Raw genomic sequence first — 16642 nt, 5'->3', positions numbered from 1 at the left:
ACTATTTTTCATCTTTCAGGTATAAATCTGCAATTTCATTTATCACTTGTCTCGCGTTGTTAGTTACATTTTGAATTTCTTGCAATTCAGGTACAGATTGAGCGAACTTCACTAAATCTGATTGCATCAACAATTGCCGTGTTAAAAGAATCATTTCTTTATCTAAGCCATTTTTAGCCAAAATAACCTCAATTTCTGCGGTGGTTTTATCCATTACTCTACTCTGATAATGATCAGCAAAGAATCTTCTTAAAATCACAGAAAGCTCAAAATAATATTCTTTCAAATTGACTTCGTACGCTCTGCTTTTTTCCAATTGATCAATTTGCGCTAGTGTTTTCTCTCTTAAACTTAATGGAGTCGGCTCTTTTTGGGACCTTCTAATCAAGTAAATCCCAACTGCTATTAAGAGTACAGAAGCTATTGTAACCCACAACCAATTTTGCTTAATAAATTGTAAGAAAGCACTTTTACTGGGTAATTCTGTAAATGATTCATTGATATCATAAATAGGTTGGGTCGCATTAATTTCTGGACTTAAAACGTGAATTAATCCTGCTGGAAAAATAAAAATACTGTCCTCGATTGTAATTATTTCTGGAGGAATAATAACGAATGCACTGTCCCAAGCGATAAGTTCATAGCTTCCTGTCCAAATAAAATCTTTTCCGTCTTGATAATTTGTATCTGAAAATCCTTTTGAAATTTCAATATCATAAGTAACATTAATCCCTTCTTTTTCAATATCTGAACTGTTTTTCCCAGGAAAAATATCGTTGTATTCAAAATAGACAATACTGTCTAATTTAACAGTACTGATCACAGAATAAGTCAAGGTAAATGGTTCACCAATTTTAACTTCTTCTTTGTCTAAACTAATGTTCAATTGCTGTCCAAAAGAGAATGAAACTCCCAGCAAAAAAATGATATTTAAGCACCATTTAATCATCTACTTCGCTTTAAGAAAAGTTTATTTAATTCCGCTAAATACTTCCCATCAGTAGAAAGGGAGGCATAATCAACTCCTGATTTTCTAAGTTGAACATTCAAATTTTCCTCGCTTTTTATAAACTGATTTTTATAATGAGTTCTCACTTTCTTAGAACTTGTGTTCACCCATTTCACAACATTATTTTCTGCATCAAACATTTTTATCAATCCTAAATTTGGGAGTTCTTTTTCAACTGGATCAAATATGCGTAAGGCGACCATATCATGTTTTCTATTTGCAATTTTCAAACCTTCAACAAAGTTATTTTCATCATAGAAATCACTTATTAAAAAGCAAATACTTCGTTTTTTGACTACATTTCTAAAGAAGCGTAGACCTTCGTTTAAATTAGTCCCCTTATTTTTAGGTTTAAAAAGTATCAATTCTCTTAAAATCATTAAAGCATGTGAACGTCCTTTTTTTGGTGGTATAAACTTCTCCACCTCATCAGTAATAAATACTGCTCCAACTTTATCGTTGTTAGCAACTGCTGAAAAAGCAAGAACGGCAGCTATTTCCAACATTAATTCTTTTTTTGATCTTGTTCGAGTTCCAAAATTATTAGATCCCGAAATATCTAAAACCATAAAAACTGAAAGCTCTCGTTCTTCTTCAAATATTTTTACAAATGGTTCATTGAATCGGGCGGTTACATTCCAATCAATGCTTCTTACATCATCACCAAATTGATAGTTTTTAACTTCTGAAAAAGTCATACCTCTTCCTTTAAAAGCGGAATGGTATTCTCCTGAAAACACCTGTTTGGTGAGTCCACGCGTCTTGAGCTCAATCTCTCTTACTTTTTTCAGTAGTTCTTTCGTTTCCATTCAGATTATACTTTACGGAACTTCAACTCTTGCCAAAACTTTTTCAACAATTTCTTTGGCACTTACATTTTCGGCCTCTGCCTCATAAGTCAATCCTAATCTGTGTTGAATTACATCAACGGCTATATTTCGAATATCTTCTGGAATTACGTAAGCGCGTCCTTGTAAAAAAGCATTTGCTTTTCCTGCCAAAGCAAGATTAATACTCGCACGTGGAGAAGCTCCAAAAGCAATTAGAGGTGTTAAATTTGTTAAATCATATTTCTCAGGATCTCTTGTCGCAAAAACAATATCGATGATGTATTTCTCGATTTTTTCATCCAAATATACTTCTCGTACTAACTCACGCAAGCGAAGAATATCCTTTGGACTCACAACAGCTTTTGCCTTGTTCAAACCTTCTCTTCTCACATTACTGCGTAAAATCTGCATCTCCTCTTCTGGAGTTGGATAATCTAGCCTTACTTTCAACATAAATCTGTCAACTTGTGCTTCTGGCAAAGGGTATGTTCCTTCTTGTTCAATCGGATTCTGCGTTGCCATTACTAAAAACGGAACTGGCAATTTAAATGTCTCATCACCAATTGTAACTTGTCTTTCTTGCATCGCTTCCAACAAAGCAGATTGAACTTTTGCCGGAGCTCTATTGATCTCATCCGCTAATATAAAATTGGCAAATATTGGTCCTTTAGTAACTGAAAATTCTTGTGTTTTTTGATTGTAAATTTGTGTACCTGTAACATCTGCAGGTAATAAGTCTGGTGTAAATTGAATACGGCTAAATTCTCCACCAACAACATCGGCAAGGGTATTAATTGCTAATGTTTTTGCCAATCCGGGAACTCCTTCTAATAAAATATGACCATCTGCTAAAAGTGCAATTAATAAGCGCTCTAACATTCTATCTTGACCAACAATAACACTTGACAACTCCCTATTAATCATATCGATAAGTGGAGTTTCATTTTGTATTTTCTCTGTCAACTGACGAATTGAATCAGCCGGTGTGATTGAGGATGATGTATTTTCTTCCATAATTTTTGTTCTGTTTTACAAAGATGTTCATTGTTAAGCCACTGTCAATCTGTAACGTGTTAATTATTGTTAAGCACTTAAATCATTAAGGTTTGGAATTAAATTAAGGTATTTTAAAGTTTCCATTAGAAATGAATCAACTTGAATATTCAAATGAAAATTTAAGAATTTTAAACATATGACAACTTAGGAAAACTTCATTTTTCTTTAATTTTGAGCTTTTGAATATTTTATTCCATTTGGAAATTCATTGAATTTCAAATTTGATAGAATTAGATTTTTTTTAACTACTCACACAACAAAGAATTTTATGCCTGTATTTGGAAATATAATAAAAGGACTTATCGATTTCAAAGGATTTATATCGAGTGAAGTTAATCCTGTAGAAGCCCAAGAAGAGGTTCTTAAAAGTTTACTAAATCAAGCTAAAGATACCGCATTCGGTAAACATTATAAATTTGAAGAAATACTGAAATCTGAAAACATAGAAAAAACTTTTTCAGGGTCAATTCCTTATTTTGATTACAATAAAATAAATGATGAATGGTGGCACCGTTATGACAGTGAAGAAGAAAACGTAACATGGCCTGGATTACCTAAATTCTTTGCTTTAAGTTCTGGAACTACAGGAAAAAAAAGTAAGCGAATTCCAATTACCGATGACATGTTGGACGCAATCAAACAAGCTGGAATAAGACAAGTCACTGCATTAAGCAATTTTGATTTTGAAGCAGATTTGTTTGAAAAAGACATCATGATGTTAGGTAGTTCAACAAATTTGAAGGAAAACCAAAACTATCTTGAGGGAGAAATCAGCGGAATAAGTACCAAAAACATTCCATTTTGGTTTAAAGGATATTATAAACCAGGAGAAGATATTTCAAAAATAGATGATTGGGAAGCTCGAATTCAAGCCATAGCAGAAAATGCAAAAAATTGGGATATTGGTGCAATTAGCGGTATTCCAACTTGGATTGAATTGATGATTAAGAAAGTAATTGAATATCATAAGCTCAATAACATCCATGAAATTTGGCCGAACTTTCAAGTTTATACTTCCGGAGGAGTAGCATTTAGAACTTATGAAAAAAGTTTCAATGATTTACTCGGTCACCCGATAACAGTTATTGACACTTATTTTGCATCAGAAGGATTTATCGCATCTCAAACCCGACCAGAAACGGATGCGATGCAATTGTTAGTCGACAATGGAATTTACTTTGAATTCGTTCCTTTTGAAGCGCAATATATTCAACAAGATGGTTCTTTGGTGGAAAACGCACCTTCGATAAGTTTGAAAGATGTGGAACTTAACCAAGAATATGTTTTAATTATTAGCACCGTTAGCGGAGCATGGAGATATGAAATTGGCGACACCATTGAATTTACGGATGTTGAAAGAGCTGAAATAAAAATTACGGGAAGAACAAAATTCTTTTTAAATACCGTTGGATCGCAATTATCAGTCAACAAAATGGATGATGCAATGCAGCAATTAGAGGATGAATTCTCAACGAAAATCACAGAATATACTGTTTGTGCAAAACGTGCTGAAGATGGTGAATTTTATCACTTTTGGTACATCGGCGTTGATGAAGAATTAGACAGTGAAAAAATAAGTGAAGCAATTGACAACTACCTTAAAGAAGGAAATAAGAACTATAAAGTTGCCCGAAGTAAAGCTTTAAAAGGATTGAAAGTTAAATTAATTCCAACTTCGGTATTTTATGATTGGTCTGGAGCAAATAAAAAGAAAGGTGGACAGGTTAAATTGGAAAAAGTAATGAATGAAGAGAAGTTTAATGAATTTTCTAAATTCGTTAAAAGTCGCTAATTACGAATTAAAAAAAATTACGAATTACGAATTATTTAAAAATTGGACCAATAGTCAAAGACTCGCAGTAGCTCTTTTTTAATTACTTTGAGAAAGTTGATGTAGTTCAACAAATTCGTAATTGTTTCATTCGTAATTCGTAATTGAATCTTTCGTAATTGACTCATCTCTTTCATTCACAATCTCCATTATCTCTTCAGGAGAAAGGTAAAATTTCTGAATTCTCAACTTATACGAAGCAGTTATTCCAGCATTGTTCAATATAAAATCTTTGGTTTTTAATATGTAATCTTCCATTCCACTTTCAACAGCGAATGTGTCGGCTGAACGCTCTGCTTCTATTATAGATTTCGCTGAAAAAATATATTTCAGTCCAAACCAAACAAGGTTTAATTTACTTCTATTTTGATAATCCATGATGTGTCCGAGTTCATGACCAATCCAACCAATTAAAACATCTGTTGGAACATCTAAAGTTGAAAATTCTTTATCTGAAATTTTAAATTTTTCACTAATTAGTATGAGATAATCTCTCTTCTTTCTACTCTTGAAAAAACTTCCTATTTTAGGTCTAGCCTGCATGGTCGATTTCTTGATGTTCTTTTTGAATCTAATTTCAAGATTAATTTCTTTTAACTCAGGATAAAAACTTAAAGCAGTTTCTGCTTCACTTAATATGGATTGAGGAATGGAAATTTGAGCATGGTTTGTTGAATTGAGCATAAAGAAATAAAATATTAGTATCGTTTTATAAAACATAGAATTGGTGAATAATAAAAAGCGGTCTTACAATATATGTTTATAAGCAAGATATTCTTTACAAGCTTCTGCACATTGACGACATGCTTCTGCACAATCTTTACAATGTTGAGATTCATGCTTTGCACACTCATCCGCACATTCTCGACAAACTTGCTCACAATATTTCACCAATCCGTCCACATTTGTATGACTGGTGCCTAAAATATTTTTCAAAGCTGAACAAACTTCTACACAAACACGGTCATTTCGAATACAATCCACCATCATTTTTATATTGTCTTCATCTAAACATGCGTCTGCGCAATGATTACAATGAACTATACAACCTTCTAATGTAGCTATCAATTTTCCATTTTTCATAATACAAGTTTTTAGTTTAAAACACGCTAATCCGCTTATAAATGATCGGATTAAGTGATTTAGCTTTAAATTAATAATTTTTATTTCGGCAGCAAATATTCTCTTGAACCTTTAATATTTATTAACGTGGGGAATAATTGATAATTAAAAATGGACAATTGATAATTGCAGTTTTTGCTAATGAGATAATCTAACTAACAGTTTGAAAAAAAAGGGATTCCTCCATTTTATAAAACCTTTGGTTCTATAAAATGGAGGAATGACAAATCATGTTGTGATTTTTGGAAAGAAAGTTGCTGAAGCTCTGCTTCAGCAACTTTCTTCCCACTCAACACTCGAAAACCTTGTCATTCCGACAGAGTAAAACGACGAGGAACCTCTTTAAAAAAAAACATCCTAAATAAAGTATTCCATTTCTTATTTAAAAACAGGATGAAAAACACCCTAGCCAAGGCAAAACACTAAAAGAATAGTTTAAAATTCATACCTTTGCAGTCAAATGAAAGCAATTCGTTGGTTCATATCGGTTTTATTAATTGTCGGTTATTTGGTCGGACTTACTAATAACCTTATGCCGCGTTGTGAAAGCGAATATGAACATCAAAAACATATTGTTTCGATTCATAACAATCACTTTCATAATTCTTCGAATTCCAGTCCAGAAATTGCACATATAGGACATGAAGATCATGACGATGAGACATCTGTGATTAATATCCTACAGCATATTTTTGATGATGTGGATAATCCGAAAGAAAAATGTGAGTTTGGATTTTTTGCAAACGTTCACAATCACGTGGCTGATATAAAATCTTTAGCTATAATTGCTGTTTTAAAATATCCAGCATTTTTCATCCCAGCATTTGAAAGTTCAAAAGAAATTGTTGATTACACAACGCCTAATTATTCTCCGCCAGATCAACAAAATCAAAATCAAAGAGGTCCCCCAATTTTTCTTGTATAATACCAAATCAGAATTCGAATGAAGTGGTTAATTCTCTCCAAAGCATTTGAAGTGATAATTGGTATAAATTAAACATTGTTTAAAAAGCAGTGTATTTTGGACTTTCAAAACGTCCAAACCTTATAGGATTTACACTTTCGTAAACCTTTTATTTTAATTTATAATACAAGAAGAAATGATTTATAGAATTATATCATTTTCCATAAATAACAAGTTAGTTATTGGATTGATGACCTTAGCCATTATTGGTTTTGGGATATTTTCAATGAAAACCATTAATCTAGGTTCAGTACCTGATATTACCAACAATCAAGTTCAGGTAATGACGGTTTCTCCAAATTTATCTACAGAAGACATCGAGCAATTCGTGACTTATCCTGTGGAACTAGAAATGGGAAATCTACCGGGAGTTGAAGAAATTCGTTCGATTTCACGCTTCGGATTGTCGGTGGTGACTATTGTTTTTAATGAGGAAATAGGGACTTACCATGCCCGACAATTAATACAAGAAAAACTTATTGACGTTCGTCAAAATATCCCAAGTAAGTTTGGAGCTCCTAGTATGGGACCAATTACAACAGGATTGGGAGAAATATACCAATACAACATCGAAGTTGATCCAGAATACGATTCACTTTACACACTTACAGAATTACGTTCTGTTCAGGATTGGATTATTGCCCGACAATTGACTTTAATTGATGGTGTTGTTGGAATAAATGCTTTTGGTGGAAATATTAAACAATACGAAGTCAGCATAGATCCTGATAAATTGAAAGCGATGAATGTCACCATTAGTGATGTTTATAAAGCACTTGAAGAGAACAACACCAATACTGGTGGAGCTTACATTGAGCGCAATAAAATGGCCAACTTCATTCGTGGAGAAGGACTAATTCGTTCTTTGGATGACATTCGTAAAATTCCTGTAAAAAATGAAAATGGAATTCCAGTTACCATTGCAGATATTGCTGAAAATGTAGGATTTGGACATCAAGTGCGCTACGGAGCATTCACGAAAGACGGAAAAGAATCTGTCGGTGGAATGGTTTTAATGTTGAAAGACGCCAACCCAAACAAGGTAATCACGGATGTTAAAGAACGCATCGATAAAATACAATCTTCTTTACCAGAAGGCTTGAAAATCGTTCCATTCTTAGACCAAAGTGAATTAATTGGACGAACCACAGATACAGTTGCTACCAATTTAATTGAAGGAGCGCTAATTGTAATTTTCGCATTGGTAATTTTACTCGGAAGTTTTAGAGGTGGATTAATTACCGCGACGACGATTCCATTGGCCTTATTGTTTGCATTTATTCTGATGAAACAATTTGGAGTTTGGGCAAACTTAATGAGTTTAGGAGCAATTGACTTCGGAATTATAATCGATGGTGCGGTGATTATTATTGAAGGAACTGTTTTTGAAATTCAAAGACGAATGCGCAAAGGAACGCTCAGTTTTTCTCGAAAAGAAATGGACAATGTCGCAATTCAAGCGAGTAACACGATGATGGAATCTGCATTCTTTGGTCAAATCATTATCCTGATTGTCTTTATGCCGATTCTATTCTTGACGGGAGTTGAAGGGAAAATGTTTAAACCAATGGCATTCACATTTGGATTCGCAATGATTGGAGCCATTATCCTATGTTTGACTTATGTTCCAATGATGGCGGCGTTATTTATGCGTCCTGTTCAAAATAAGAAAAGTTGGTACGCAAAATTTGAAGCAGGATTAGAAAGATTCAGTAATTCAATTATTGGCGGAATAAACAAAGTTTATCATCCAATTTTGGAAGCTGCGATGAAGTTCAAATTGGCAGTTATTGCCATTGCAGTTGTAATTTTAGGAATGACATTTTTCACTTTTTCCAGAATGGGAGGAGAATTTATTCCACAATTAAAAGAAGGAGATTTAGCCATCCAAGCCTTGATTCGTCCTGGAAGTAGTTTGGAAGAAATGATTGCCACTTCCAAGAAAATTGAGATGACTTTGTTGGAGAATTTCCCAGAAGTTAAATCTGCTGGTTCGCGAATTGGAGTTGCTGATATTCCAACCGACCCAATGCCAATGGACATTGCCGATATGTTTGTGATTCTTGAAAAAGACCACAGCAAATGGACAAGCGCTCCAAATGAAGAGGAATTGATTCATTTAATGGAAGATAAATTAGCGGAAGTTTTGGTCGGAGTAAACATCGTTTTTAGTCAGCCGATTGAATTGCGTTTTAATGAATTGCTAACAGGAGTTAGAGAAGATGTTGCTATTAAAATTTATGGAGAAGATTTAGAAGTCCTCAACAAAAAAGCAACAGAACTCGCAGACCTAATTAAAGACATTGACGGGGTTGGAGATGTTAACGCAGAAAGAACTTCAGGTTTACCACAAATCAACATCAAATTTGACAGAGATAAAGTGGCACAATATGGAGTTTCGATTGAGCAATTGAACACCTATTTAAGCACAGCCTTAGCTGGTGGAGTCGCAGGAACAATTTACGAAGGGGAAAGACGATTCGATTTGGTTGTACGTTATGGAGAAAAACACCGTTCGTCGATTGATGACATTCGAAAGTTATTTGTTGATTTACCGAATGGTTCTCAGGTGATGTTAAAGGAATTTGCAGAAATTGAATACGAACCTGGACCAATGCAGATTTCACGAGATGACACTTATCGTCAGACTTATGTTGGTGTTAATACAAGAGGACGAGATGTAAAGTCTGTAGTTACTGACATTCAGGAAAAAGTGAAAAATGAATTAAACCTTCCACCGGGATATAACATTTCGTATGGAGGTCAATTTGAAAATTTAGAAAGTGCTACCAATCGTTTAATGATCGTTGTTCCAATCGCAATGGTTTTGATTTTCATCTTACTTTATTTTGCTTTAAAATCATTCGCACAATCCATCATGATTTATATCGCTATTCCTATGGCGGCAATTGGTGGAGTTTATGCTTTGTGGATTCGCGATATGCCATTTAGTATATCTGCAGGAGTTGGATTTATTGTATTATTTGGAGTCGCCGTGCTGAATGGCTTGGTTTTAATTAATCGTTTTAATTCATTAAAAATGGAAGGAGTAACAGATATTAAAGAACGAATTTTCACAGGAACGAGAGAACGTATTCGTCCAATTATGTTGACAGCAACAACGGATATTTTCGGATTCTTACCGATGGCGTTTTCTGCTTCGGCAGGTGCTGAAGTTCAACGTCCATTAGCGACTGTTGTAATTGGAGGAATGATCAGTGCAACAATTCTTACTTTAATTGTCTTACCTATTTTATACATGTATTTAGAAAAAAGAAAGGAAAGAACTAATAAAATTACTGCGAATCCGTCATTAGCGATGGGAATTGGAGTTTTATTTATTTTAATTACTCCAATGTTTAATGCGCAAACGACGCTTGAAGAAAATTGGCCGTCGATTACAATGGAAGAAGCGCAAGAGCAAGCCTTAAAGCGTTTGCCGATGTTGAAAGCGAAACAATTAGAAATCGATCAACAAGAAGTCCTGAAGAAAACCGCTTGGAACTTTGGGAATACTACGGTTTACACTGGAAAAGAAGAATTTGGAAATGGTTCGGATGGAGTTTATACCCGAATTGGAATTCAACAACAAGAAATAGATTTATTTGGAATTGCTCCAGCCTTAAAGCTTCAAAATCAACAGGTAATTTTAGCTAAAAAAGCGTTAGAATTGTCTCAACTTTCTATTCGACATGAAGTGAAAAAAGCTTGGTCAGAAGTTTATACAAGTCAGTCGATTTATAAAGTTTATCAAGCGTTGGATACTGTTTTTACGAAGATCAAAAGCACAGAAAAGCTACGTTATGAGCTTCAAGATGTTTCTAATTTGTCTTATTTATCAACGGCTAACGAAGCCAATGAATTAAGAATAAAAAGAGATCAAAAGCGCCATGAGTATTTGATAGCCATAAAGAAGTTAAACCTTTGGTTGGTGAGTGATACAATTTACACTGTCCCTGAAATTGATTCAGATAACTTTATTGAACTCATTGAATTGAATGCAGATTCTGTATCAAATCATCCGTTGATGTCCTATTATGAACAGCAAATAAATATTGCAGATGCGAAAATTAAAAAGCAGAATTCTCAATATTTACCCACATTTAATGGACAATTTGGTGAGCAAAAGATCGGAGCACAAACAGGATTTTACACCTATCAAATTGGATTAAATATTCCATTGCTTTTTAATCGACAGTTGGGACAATCACAAGCTGCTAAAATCGATAGAAAGATTGCAGAGCAAAATTATCAGCAGCAAGAAATGGAGTTTCAGATGGAAATCAATTCCACTTACGAAGAATACCAAAAATGGAGAAATACTTGGATGTATTATCAAGAAGAAGCTTTGCCTTTAGCACAATTACAACGAAAAAGTGCAATTACTGCTTTTGAAGAAGGTGCTATTGATTATACGCAGTTTCTACAAACGGTAAGAACTGCAATTCGCATAGAGGTTGACGCTTGGGGTGCTTTAGATAATTATCTGCTTCAGCGTTATTTATTGGAATACTATTTACAATGGAATTAATTTTCCTTAAAACATTAAAAATGAAAACACAATTCACATATATCATTAGCGCATTTTTGTTGCTGGCATTTTCTGCCTGTACAAGCAACGAAACAAGCCAAGCGAATCAAACGGAAGAAGAGGATCATGATCATTCAACAGATGAAGTACATCTTTCGCCACAAAAGTTCAAGAGTTTAAAAATTGAACTCGACACAATGCAAAGCCATACTTTTGAAGGCATTGTTTATACGAATGGAAGTTTAGAAGTTCCGCCGCAGCACGAAGCTACAATCACTGCTATCATCGGTGGAAATGTAGTTGCGATTGAAGTTATTGAAGGAACAAATATCAAGAAAGGGCAAACAATCGCGTATTTGAGTCACCCGAATTTCATCAATATTCAAACAGCGTATTACAAGGCATTCAACAATGATGAATACCTTTCTAAACAAGTGGACAGACAACAAAAGTTATCTGATGCTGAAATTGGAGCTGGAAAAGAGTTGCAAAAAATCAAGTCAGAATACTTGTCCAACAAAGGAGATTTGAATGGATATGCTGCACAATTGAAACAGTTAAATCTGAGTTTAAATTACATTCAATCAGGAAAACTGTATGACAGAATTCCAGTGATTAGTCCAATTGCAGGTTCAGTTGAAGCTGTTGACATTCAATTAGGACAATTCGTTGATGCACAAACATCGATGTTTAAAATCGTGAATACAGAACACGTTCATGCCGATTTCATGGTTTTCGAAAAAGACATTATGCATGTCAAAAAAGGTCAGAAAATTGAATTTACCGTTGCCACTTCTACCCAGCCTTTACACGCAGAAATTATTTCTGTTGGAAAACGTTTTGAGGAATCGCCAAGAGCAGTACACATTCATGCTGATATCGAAGAAAAAGATTTTCATTTAGTTGCAGGAATGTACATTAAAGGAAAAATTTTCACACAGGAAAACGATTTAATGGCTTTACCAGAAGCAGCAGTAATCACTGAAGAAGGAAAAACGTATATCTTCATCAATACACAAACTGAAGAACAGCAGAAAGAAGAATACGAGTTCAAAATGGTTGAAGTAAAAACTGGAAAGCATGAAGGTGGATGGGTTGCTATTGATTTATTAACGCCATTGCCAGAAAACGCGAAGATTGTTCAAAACGGAGCATATTATTTGATTGCGGAAATGATGAAAGGGGAGGCTTCGCACGATCATTAATAAAAAATATTGGTCAATACTCGTGGGGACGATTTGCAAATCGTCCGCACAATTGAGTATTTAGGTTGGATATTCGTTGGGGTGTTTTGCAAAACGCCCTTACGAACCCAACCAATATTATTTTTGATTTAAATGAACAGGGCAATCCTTATTCGTCATCATTGGATGACGAGGAGAACCACTTATACACACGTGCTTTAAAGCGTTTTTTCAGGGTATTATCATAACGCTTTAGTTTTCCCGTTTCTATTTGTTCTTTGTTATTTGCTTTCAGAAACTCACCTGTTTCCACATTCAAACAAGTTAACCACATTCCTCCGTGTGCAAAAGTATCAATGCAAATTGTATGGCCAAAATCTGCTATTTTTCCATTTACTCGAGCAGTATGCCCACAAATCACAGTTTTACTTGAATCATAAATTAAGGGTTGTTCATATTTCTTATGAAATAGATGATGCTTTTTCTGTTCGTTTAGCTTTTTGTTTTGTTCCAGTCCTGCATGAACGAATATGAATGCTCCAATTTCCAAATAGGGTTTACAAGAATCGATAAAGTTCCAATGTGTTTTATCGATATCGTTCATCCAATTTAAGTTATCCTCCATATCATACGAATATAAAGTATGGATTCCGCCATAATTATGCACCCAATCCACATATTTTTCTGGCGAAGACTTGGCGGCCATCATCATTATCTCATGATTACCAAGCATAAATTCAAAATCGTAAACTTTGCTTTTTTCTATCAACCAATTCAGGACTTCTTTACTGTCGGTTCCTTTGTCAATATAGTCGCCAAGAAAAACTACTTTGTCATTTTCCTTTATCAACCCTTGTTCAAAAATAGTTTTCAAAGCTGTTAAACTACCATGTATATCTCCAATTGCGTAAATCGCCATAGTTATTTGTTATTAATTGCTGTTTTCGGTCAAAGTGTTTTCCGTGCAAACTATTTATGACAACTAAAACTTCTAGTAAGTTACTTTAGATTTATTCTTTAGTTTGTTTTCTATGATAGGATATAGATCGTAAGTTGGATAAATTTCTGATTTAAAAGCTTTCCATGCTGTTCGCTCAATTGCTAAATTTACAGCGGCTAATTTTGAGGCAGGAAGTTCTAGCACCACCATTTGGCCAACGCCCATAACTACAAACCAATTGACAACTGAAACACCTTCTGGCGGGAAATTCTCGTAAAATCCTTGATCAGTTCTTATCTTTTCTATTTCATTCAAGTTCATGCTTTGATCATGTTTAAGGAAAATAGTCAATAACAATTTGTCATCTGTTTTGATGGAGCTAGAAGTTGTATCGGTCGATTGAGAATAACCAATCATTTGGAATAAAAATAGAGCGAGTAACAAAGAATATTTCATGTTTTGGGGTTTTTAATTTTAATGCCTATTGGGATCTTTACAGTAAAAAAATAATTTAAGCTCTATTACCTAGCAAATGGTTTGCGCTGTAATGGAACGCGGATGACACGGATGATCACGGATTTCTTGCGTCATGAATCCTAAATATTGTAATATCTTGAAATTAATAATATACCATGTTTATTAAAACTGTGTCTTTATGGAAGATTTAAGTTTAATTCTAAATTTACTGGTAAAGTATCGGATACGCATTTTAATTTTATTATTTTTAAAAGAATAAATCACATATTTCCAACTGCCATCGTCGAAAAAATGCAGCTATTTAATTAATTTTCTATTTAGAACTCCAACTTCTACAGATTGGGAATTTGAGCATAAATTTTAGCTTTCACCCTACTCAAAGTTTCTTGAGAAATATTGATGTAAGAAGCTACAATCTTATTTGGCAAACGCTTAACAATGTTTGGGTTTATTTTAAATAATTGTTTGTATCGTTCTGATGCATCTAGCGTTGTAAATGAGATTAATCTTTTAGAATTATTCACATAGGCTTTTTCTAAATAGATGTTGTAAAAATCTTTCCATTTGGGAACAATCTCCAAAAGATGTCTAAAGTCTTCGTGAGAGATGTATAACAATTCACTGTTTTCAATTACTTGAATAGATTCTTGCGCAGGTTGATTGGTGATGAAACTCACTAGCTCAGTCGCAAATTGATTTTCAAATGCTATATAACGGGTAATGTCTTTTCCTTGATCATCTAGGTAAAACAACCTCAAACAACCTTTTTTCACGAAATAACTAACCTGACTATTTTTCCCATTTGAAAGTAAAATCTCATTTTTACTCTTTTTGATAGTTTTAAAATAAGACAGCACTATTTTTAAATCTACATCCTCAATGTCGATATTCTTTTTTATGAAATTTGTGAGTTCGATTTTATTTGTCATCTAATTATAGTCTCTTACAAATTTACGATAATGAATAATATCCTGTATAGATAGGACCATCAAATTATTCTCTTGACCAAATGCTGTGATAGTGTCCGAATTTGCCATTGTTCCATCATCATTCATCAATTCACAAAGTACTGCTTCTGGTTGTAAGCCTGCTAGTTTCATTAAATCTATACTGCCTTCTGTATGGCCTTTTCTTCCTAGAACTCCCTTATCGTTTGCTCTCAATGGAAATATATGTCCTGGTTTTGCCAAATCACTGCTTTTGGCTTTCTCATTACTCGCAGCTTGAATGGTGGTCAATCTATCCTTGGCAGAAACTCCTGTGGTCACGCCTTCTTTTGCTTCTATTGTGACTGTGAATGGCGTTTGATAACTACTTGTATTCTCCTTCACCATATAAGGCAAATCAAGAGAATCGGCTTTTTCGTTCGTCAAACAAAGGCAAACAATACCACTGCATTTTCGAATCATAAGCGCCATGTGCTCATTGGTCATGTTGTGTGCCGAGAATATTAAATCTCCTTCATTTTCTCTGTTTTTATCGTCAGTTAAGATAACTCCATTCCCTTTTCTAAGGTGGACCAATGCTTTTTCTAATCGCTCTTGACTTTCCTTATTGGTCGTTTGCATTGTGTCCAATTCTGCTAATTCCATTTATAAATTGTTATTAATTTTTAGATAGGCAAAACTAGTATTGTTTCAAGCCAAACTATTTGACGTAAGTCAATAAATTGATGGGTCACAAAAAAAGTGCTACAACGAGTTGTAGCACTTTTTTGATTTAATTGTTAGGGTTTACACATCTTAAAGAGGAAGATTACGGTTTAACATTAATCGTTTTTGTTCTAACCGTTTCATTGATTAACCAATAATCTTTAGTTCCTATTACTTTTTGGTCATAATTTAATCCTACAACTTGCGCGTAACCTGAACCTTCACCTAATCCGCTCAATTCAGAAGCGGTAAATGTGTGTGAAGTGTTATTTCCTGCAACAATTACAAGTTTGTTTCCACTTGATCCATAAACCGCGTACAAAATTGAATCTGCATTTGCTATTGAACCACTTGTTAAAATGTAATCATTTGACTTCGAAATATCACCCGAAGTTATAGGGTCAACATAAGAGAAATCTTGATTTGTGGAAGTTGTAAATGCCTCCCATGTAGAACCAGTTCCTTCCCAATTCACTGTTGAACCAAATGTTAAGCCTAAAGGATTTATTTGACTAGGTAAATAAACATAAGATTTATTTTCCTGCAAAGTAAGACCTTCTCCATCAACAGTTACATTTCCTGCACCAACAAATGAACTTCCAGAATTTACACTAAAAACAGCAACTGCAGTTCCTAACTCTGTATCCACTGTACCAAAAGGTGATTCTGATGTAGTTATTGTTTTAATGGCGATGAGTGCACCAAATTCACCTGCAAAACTTGGGGAGTAAGACCCTGGAGCTGCAGAGGTTGGGCCAGCTGGAGCAAATTCACAACTTCCGTCATCTTTTTCAGCTTCTGCATTATAATTTGTTGCAACTGGATCTGTACAACCTTCTTTTTTACATGAACTGAATCCTAGTCCAAATACCAATATTAAACTTGCGATAATTATTTTAGTCTGTTTCATAATATTTTGTTTTACACAAATTTATGGCTAGAATGAAGATTCAGCAATACGTCATTTGGCGTATATTTCATGTTGTATTAAACGCTTGATGAAACATTATTAATGGGGAGTTTTAGGCTTTAGGCTGAAAATTAAA

General features: G+C 34.1%; 14 protein-coding genes. 4 read left to right on the top strand and 10 right to left on the bottom strand.

What is annotated here, in order from left to right; translation table 11 throughout:
- Position 1: 1 nt before the first annotated feature.
- From ERX46_RS02905 to ERX46_RS02895, 3 genes are read right to left on the bottom strand one after another with little or no spacing between them, the layout of a single operon-like run.
- Positions 2-919 (bottom strand): hypothetical protein, encoded by a 918-nt coding sequence (locus ERX46_RS02905; protein WP_130092327.1) that lies wholly within the window; start codon positions 917-919, stop codon positions 2-4.
- 26 nt (positions 920-945) lie between these two features.
- Positions 946-1818 (bottom strand): DUF58 domain-containing protein, encoded by an 873-nt coding sequence (locus ERX46_RS02900; RefSeq protein ID WP_130092326.1) that lies wholly within the window; start codon positions 1816-1818, stop codon positions 946-948.
- Between the two features lie 12 nt (positions 1819-1830).
- A complete protein-coding gene (locus tag ERX46_RS02895; RefSeq protein WP_130092325.1) occupies positions 1831-2853 on the bottom strand; it encodes an AAA family ATPase in 1023 nt (340 codons plus the stop codon).
- 310 nt (positions 2854-3163) lie between these two features.
- On the opposite strand from ERX46_RS02895, the gene ERX46_RS02890 reads away from it, so the two are divergent.
- Entirely contained in the window at positions 3164-4687 is a 1524-nt protein-coding gene (locus ERX46_RS02890; protein WP_130092324.1) for a GH3 family domain-containing protein, read from the top strand.
- Between the two features lie 126 nt (positions 4688-4813).
- On the opposite strand, the gene ERX46_RS02885 is transcribed toward ERX46_RS02890, so the two are convergent.
- The gene (locus tag ERX46_RS02885; RefSeq protein WP_130092323.1) at positions 4814-5410 is read right to left on the bottom strand and encodes a hypothetical protein; all 597 of its coding nucleotides are present in this window, start codon (positions 5408-5410) and stop codon (positions 4814-4816) included.
- Between the two features lie 63 nt (positions 5411-5473).
- Positions 5474-5809, bottom strand: coding sequence for a four-helix bundle copper-binding protein (locus ERX46_RS02880; protein WP_130092322.1), 336 nt, complete (start codon positions 5807-5809; stop codon positions 5474-5476).
- 499 nt (positions 5810-6308) lie between these two features.
- On the opposite strand from ERX46_RS02880, the gene ERX46_RS02875 reads away from it, so the two are divergent.
- The 3 genes from ERX46_RS02875 to ERX46_RS02865 all read left to right on the top strand — a co-directional run bounded on the left by ERX46_RS02875 (position 6309) and on the right by ERX46_RS02865 (position 12548).
- Positions 6309-6773 carry a hypothetical protein gene (locus ERX46_RS02875; RefSeq protein WP_130092321.1) on the top strand — a complete coding sequence of 155 codons (465 nt, stop codon included), beginning with the start codon at positions 6309-6311 and terminating at the stop codon, positions 6771-6773.
- A 175-nt stretch (positions 6774-6948) separates the two neighbouring features.
- On the top strand, positions 6949-11343 hold the full coding sequence (locus tag ERX46_RS02870; RefSeq protein WP_130092320.1) for a CusA/CzcA family heavy metal efflux RND transporter: 4395 nt from the start codon (positions 6949-6951) through the stop codon (positions 11341-11343).
- Positions 11344-11363: 20 nt separating this feature from the next.
- Positions 11364-12548 carry an efflux RND transporter periplasmic adaptor subunit gene (locus tag ERX46_RS02865; RefSeq protein WP_130092319.1) on the top strand — a complete coding sequence of 395 codons (1185 nt, stop codon included), beginning with the start codon at positions 11364-11366 and terminating at the stop codon, positions 12546-12548.
- 148 nt (positions 12549-12696) lie between these two features.
- On the opposite strand, the gene ERX46_RS02860 is transcribed toward ERX46_RS02865, so the two are convergent.
- The 5 genes from ERX46_RS02860 to ERX46_RS02840 all read right to left on the bottom strand — a co-directional run bounded on the left by ERX46_RS02860 (position 12697) and on the right by ERX46_RS02840 (position 16506).
- Positions 12697-13446 (bottom strand): metallophosphoesterase family protein, encoded by a 750-nt coding sequence (locus ERX46_RS02860; protein ID WP_130092318.1) that lies wholly within the window; start codon positions 13444-13446, stop codon positions 12697-12699.
- 72 nt (positions 13447-13518) lie between these two features.
- Complete coding sequence (locus tag ERX46_RS02855) at positions 13519-13923, bottom strand: hypothetical protein (RefSeq protein ID WP_130092317.1); 405 nt, start codon at positions 13921-13923, stop codon at positions 13519-13521.
- A gap of 353 nt (positions 13924-14276) precedes the next feature.
- Entirely contained in the window at positions 14277-14873 is a 597-nt protein-coding gene (locus ERX46_RS02850; RefSeq protein ID WP_130092316.1) for a Crp/Fnr family transcriptional regulator, read from the bottom strand.
- Positions 14874-15536 (bottom strand): 3,4-dihydroxy-2-butanone-4-phosphate synthase, encoded by a 663-nt coding sequence (gene ribB, locus ERX46_RS02845; protein WP_130092315.1) that lies wholly within the window; start codon positions 15534-15536, stop codon positions 14874-14876.
- Positions 15537-15699: 163 nt separating this feature from the next.
- On the bottom strand, positions 15700-16506 hold the full coding sequence (locus tag ERX46_RS02840) for a hypothetical protein (RefSeq protein WP_130092314.1): 807 nt from the start codon (positions 16504-16506) through the stop codon (positions 15700-15702).
- Between the last annotated feature and the right edge of the window lie 136 nt (positions 16507-16642).

The organism is Brumimicrobium glaciale (genome assembly GCF_004152935.1).
GTDB lineage: Bacteria > Bacteroidota > Bacteroidia > Flavobacteriales_D > Crocinitomicaceae > Brumimicrobium > Brumimicrobium glaciale.
This window is presented reverse-complemented; position numbering and strand designations above follow the sequence as displayed.

Excerpts from the sequence above, each read along its gene's own strand:
- ERX46_RS02900 (WP_130092326.1), bottom strand. The coding sequence starts at position 1,818 with ATGGAAACGAAAGAACTACTGAAAAAAGTAAGAGAGATTGAGCTCAAG.
- ERX46_RS02895 (WP_130092325.1), bottom strand. The coding sequence starts at position 2,853 with ATGGAAGAAAATACATCATCCTCAATCACACCGGCTGATTCAATTCGT.
- ERX46_RS02890 (WP_130092324.1), top strand. The coding sequence starts at position 3,164 with ATGCCTGTATTTGGAAATATAATAAAAGGACTTATCGATTTCAAAGGA.
- ERX46_RS02885 (WP_130092323.1), bottom strand. The coding sequence starts at position 5,410 with ATGCTCAATTCAACAAACCATGCTCAAATTTCCATTCCTCAATCCATA.
- ERX46_RS02880 (WP_130092322.1), bottom strand. The coding sequence starts at position 5,809 with ATGAAAAATGGAAAATTGATAGCTACATTAGAAGGTTGTATAGTTCAT.
- ERX46_RS02875 (WP_130092321.1), top strand. The coding sequence starts at position 6,309 with ATGAAAGCAATTCGTTGGTTCATATCGGTTTTATTAATTGTCGGTTAT.
- ERX46_RS02870 (WP_130092320.1), top strand. The coding sequence starts at position 6,949 with ATGATTTATAGAATTATATCATTTTCCATAAATAACAAGTTAGTTATT.
- ERX46_RS02865 (WP_130092319.1), top strand. The coding sequence starts at position 11,364 with ATGAAAACACAATTCACATATATCATTAGCGCATTTTTGTTGCTGGCA.
- ERX46_RS02860 (WP_130092318.1), bottom strand. The coding sequence starts at position 13,446 with ATGGCGATTTACGCAATTGGAGATATACATGGTAGTTTAACAGCTTTG.
- ERX46_RS02855 (WP_130092317.1), bottom strand. The coding sequence starts at position 13,923 with ATGAAATATTCTTTGTTACTCGCTCTATTTTTATTCCAAATGATTGGT.
- ERX46_RS02850 (WP_130092316.1), bottom strand. The coding sequence starts at position 14,873 with ATGACAAATAAAATCGAACTCACAAATTTCATAAAAAAGAATATCGAC.
- ribB (WP_130092315.1), bottom strand. The coding sequence starts at position 15,536 with ATGGAATTAGCAGAATTGGACACAATGCAAACGACCAATAAGGAAAGT.
- ERX46_RS02840 (WP_130092314.1), bottom strand. The coding sequence starts at position 16,506 with ATGAAACAGACTAAAATAATTATCGCAAGTTTAATATTGGTATTTGGA.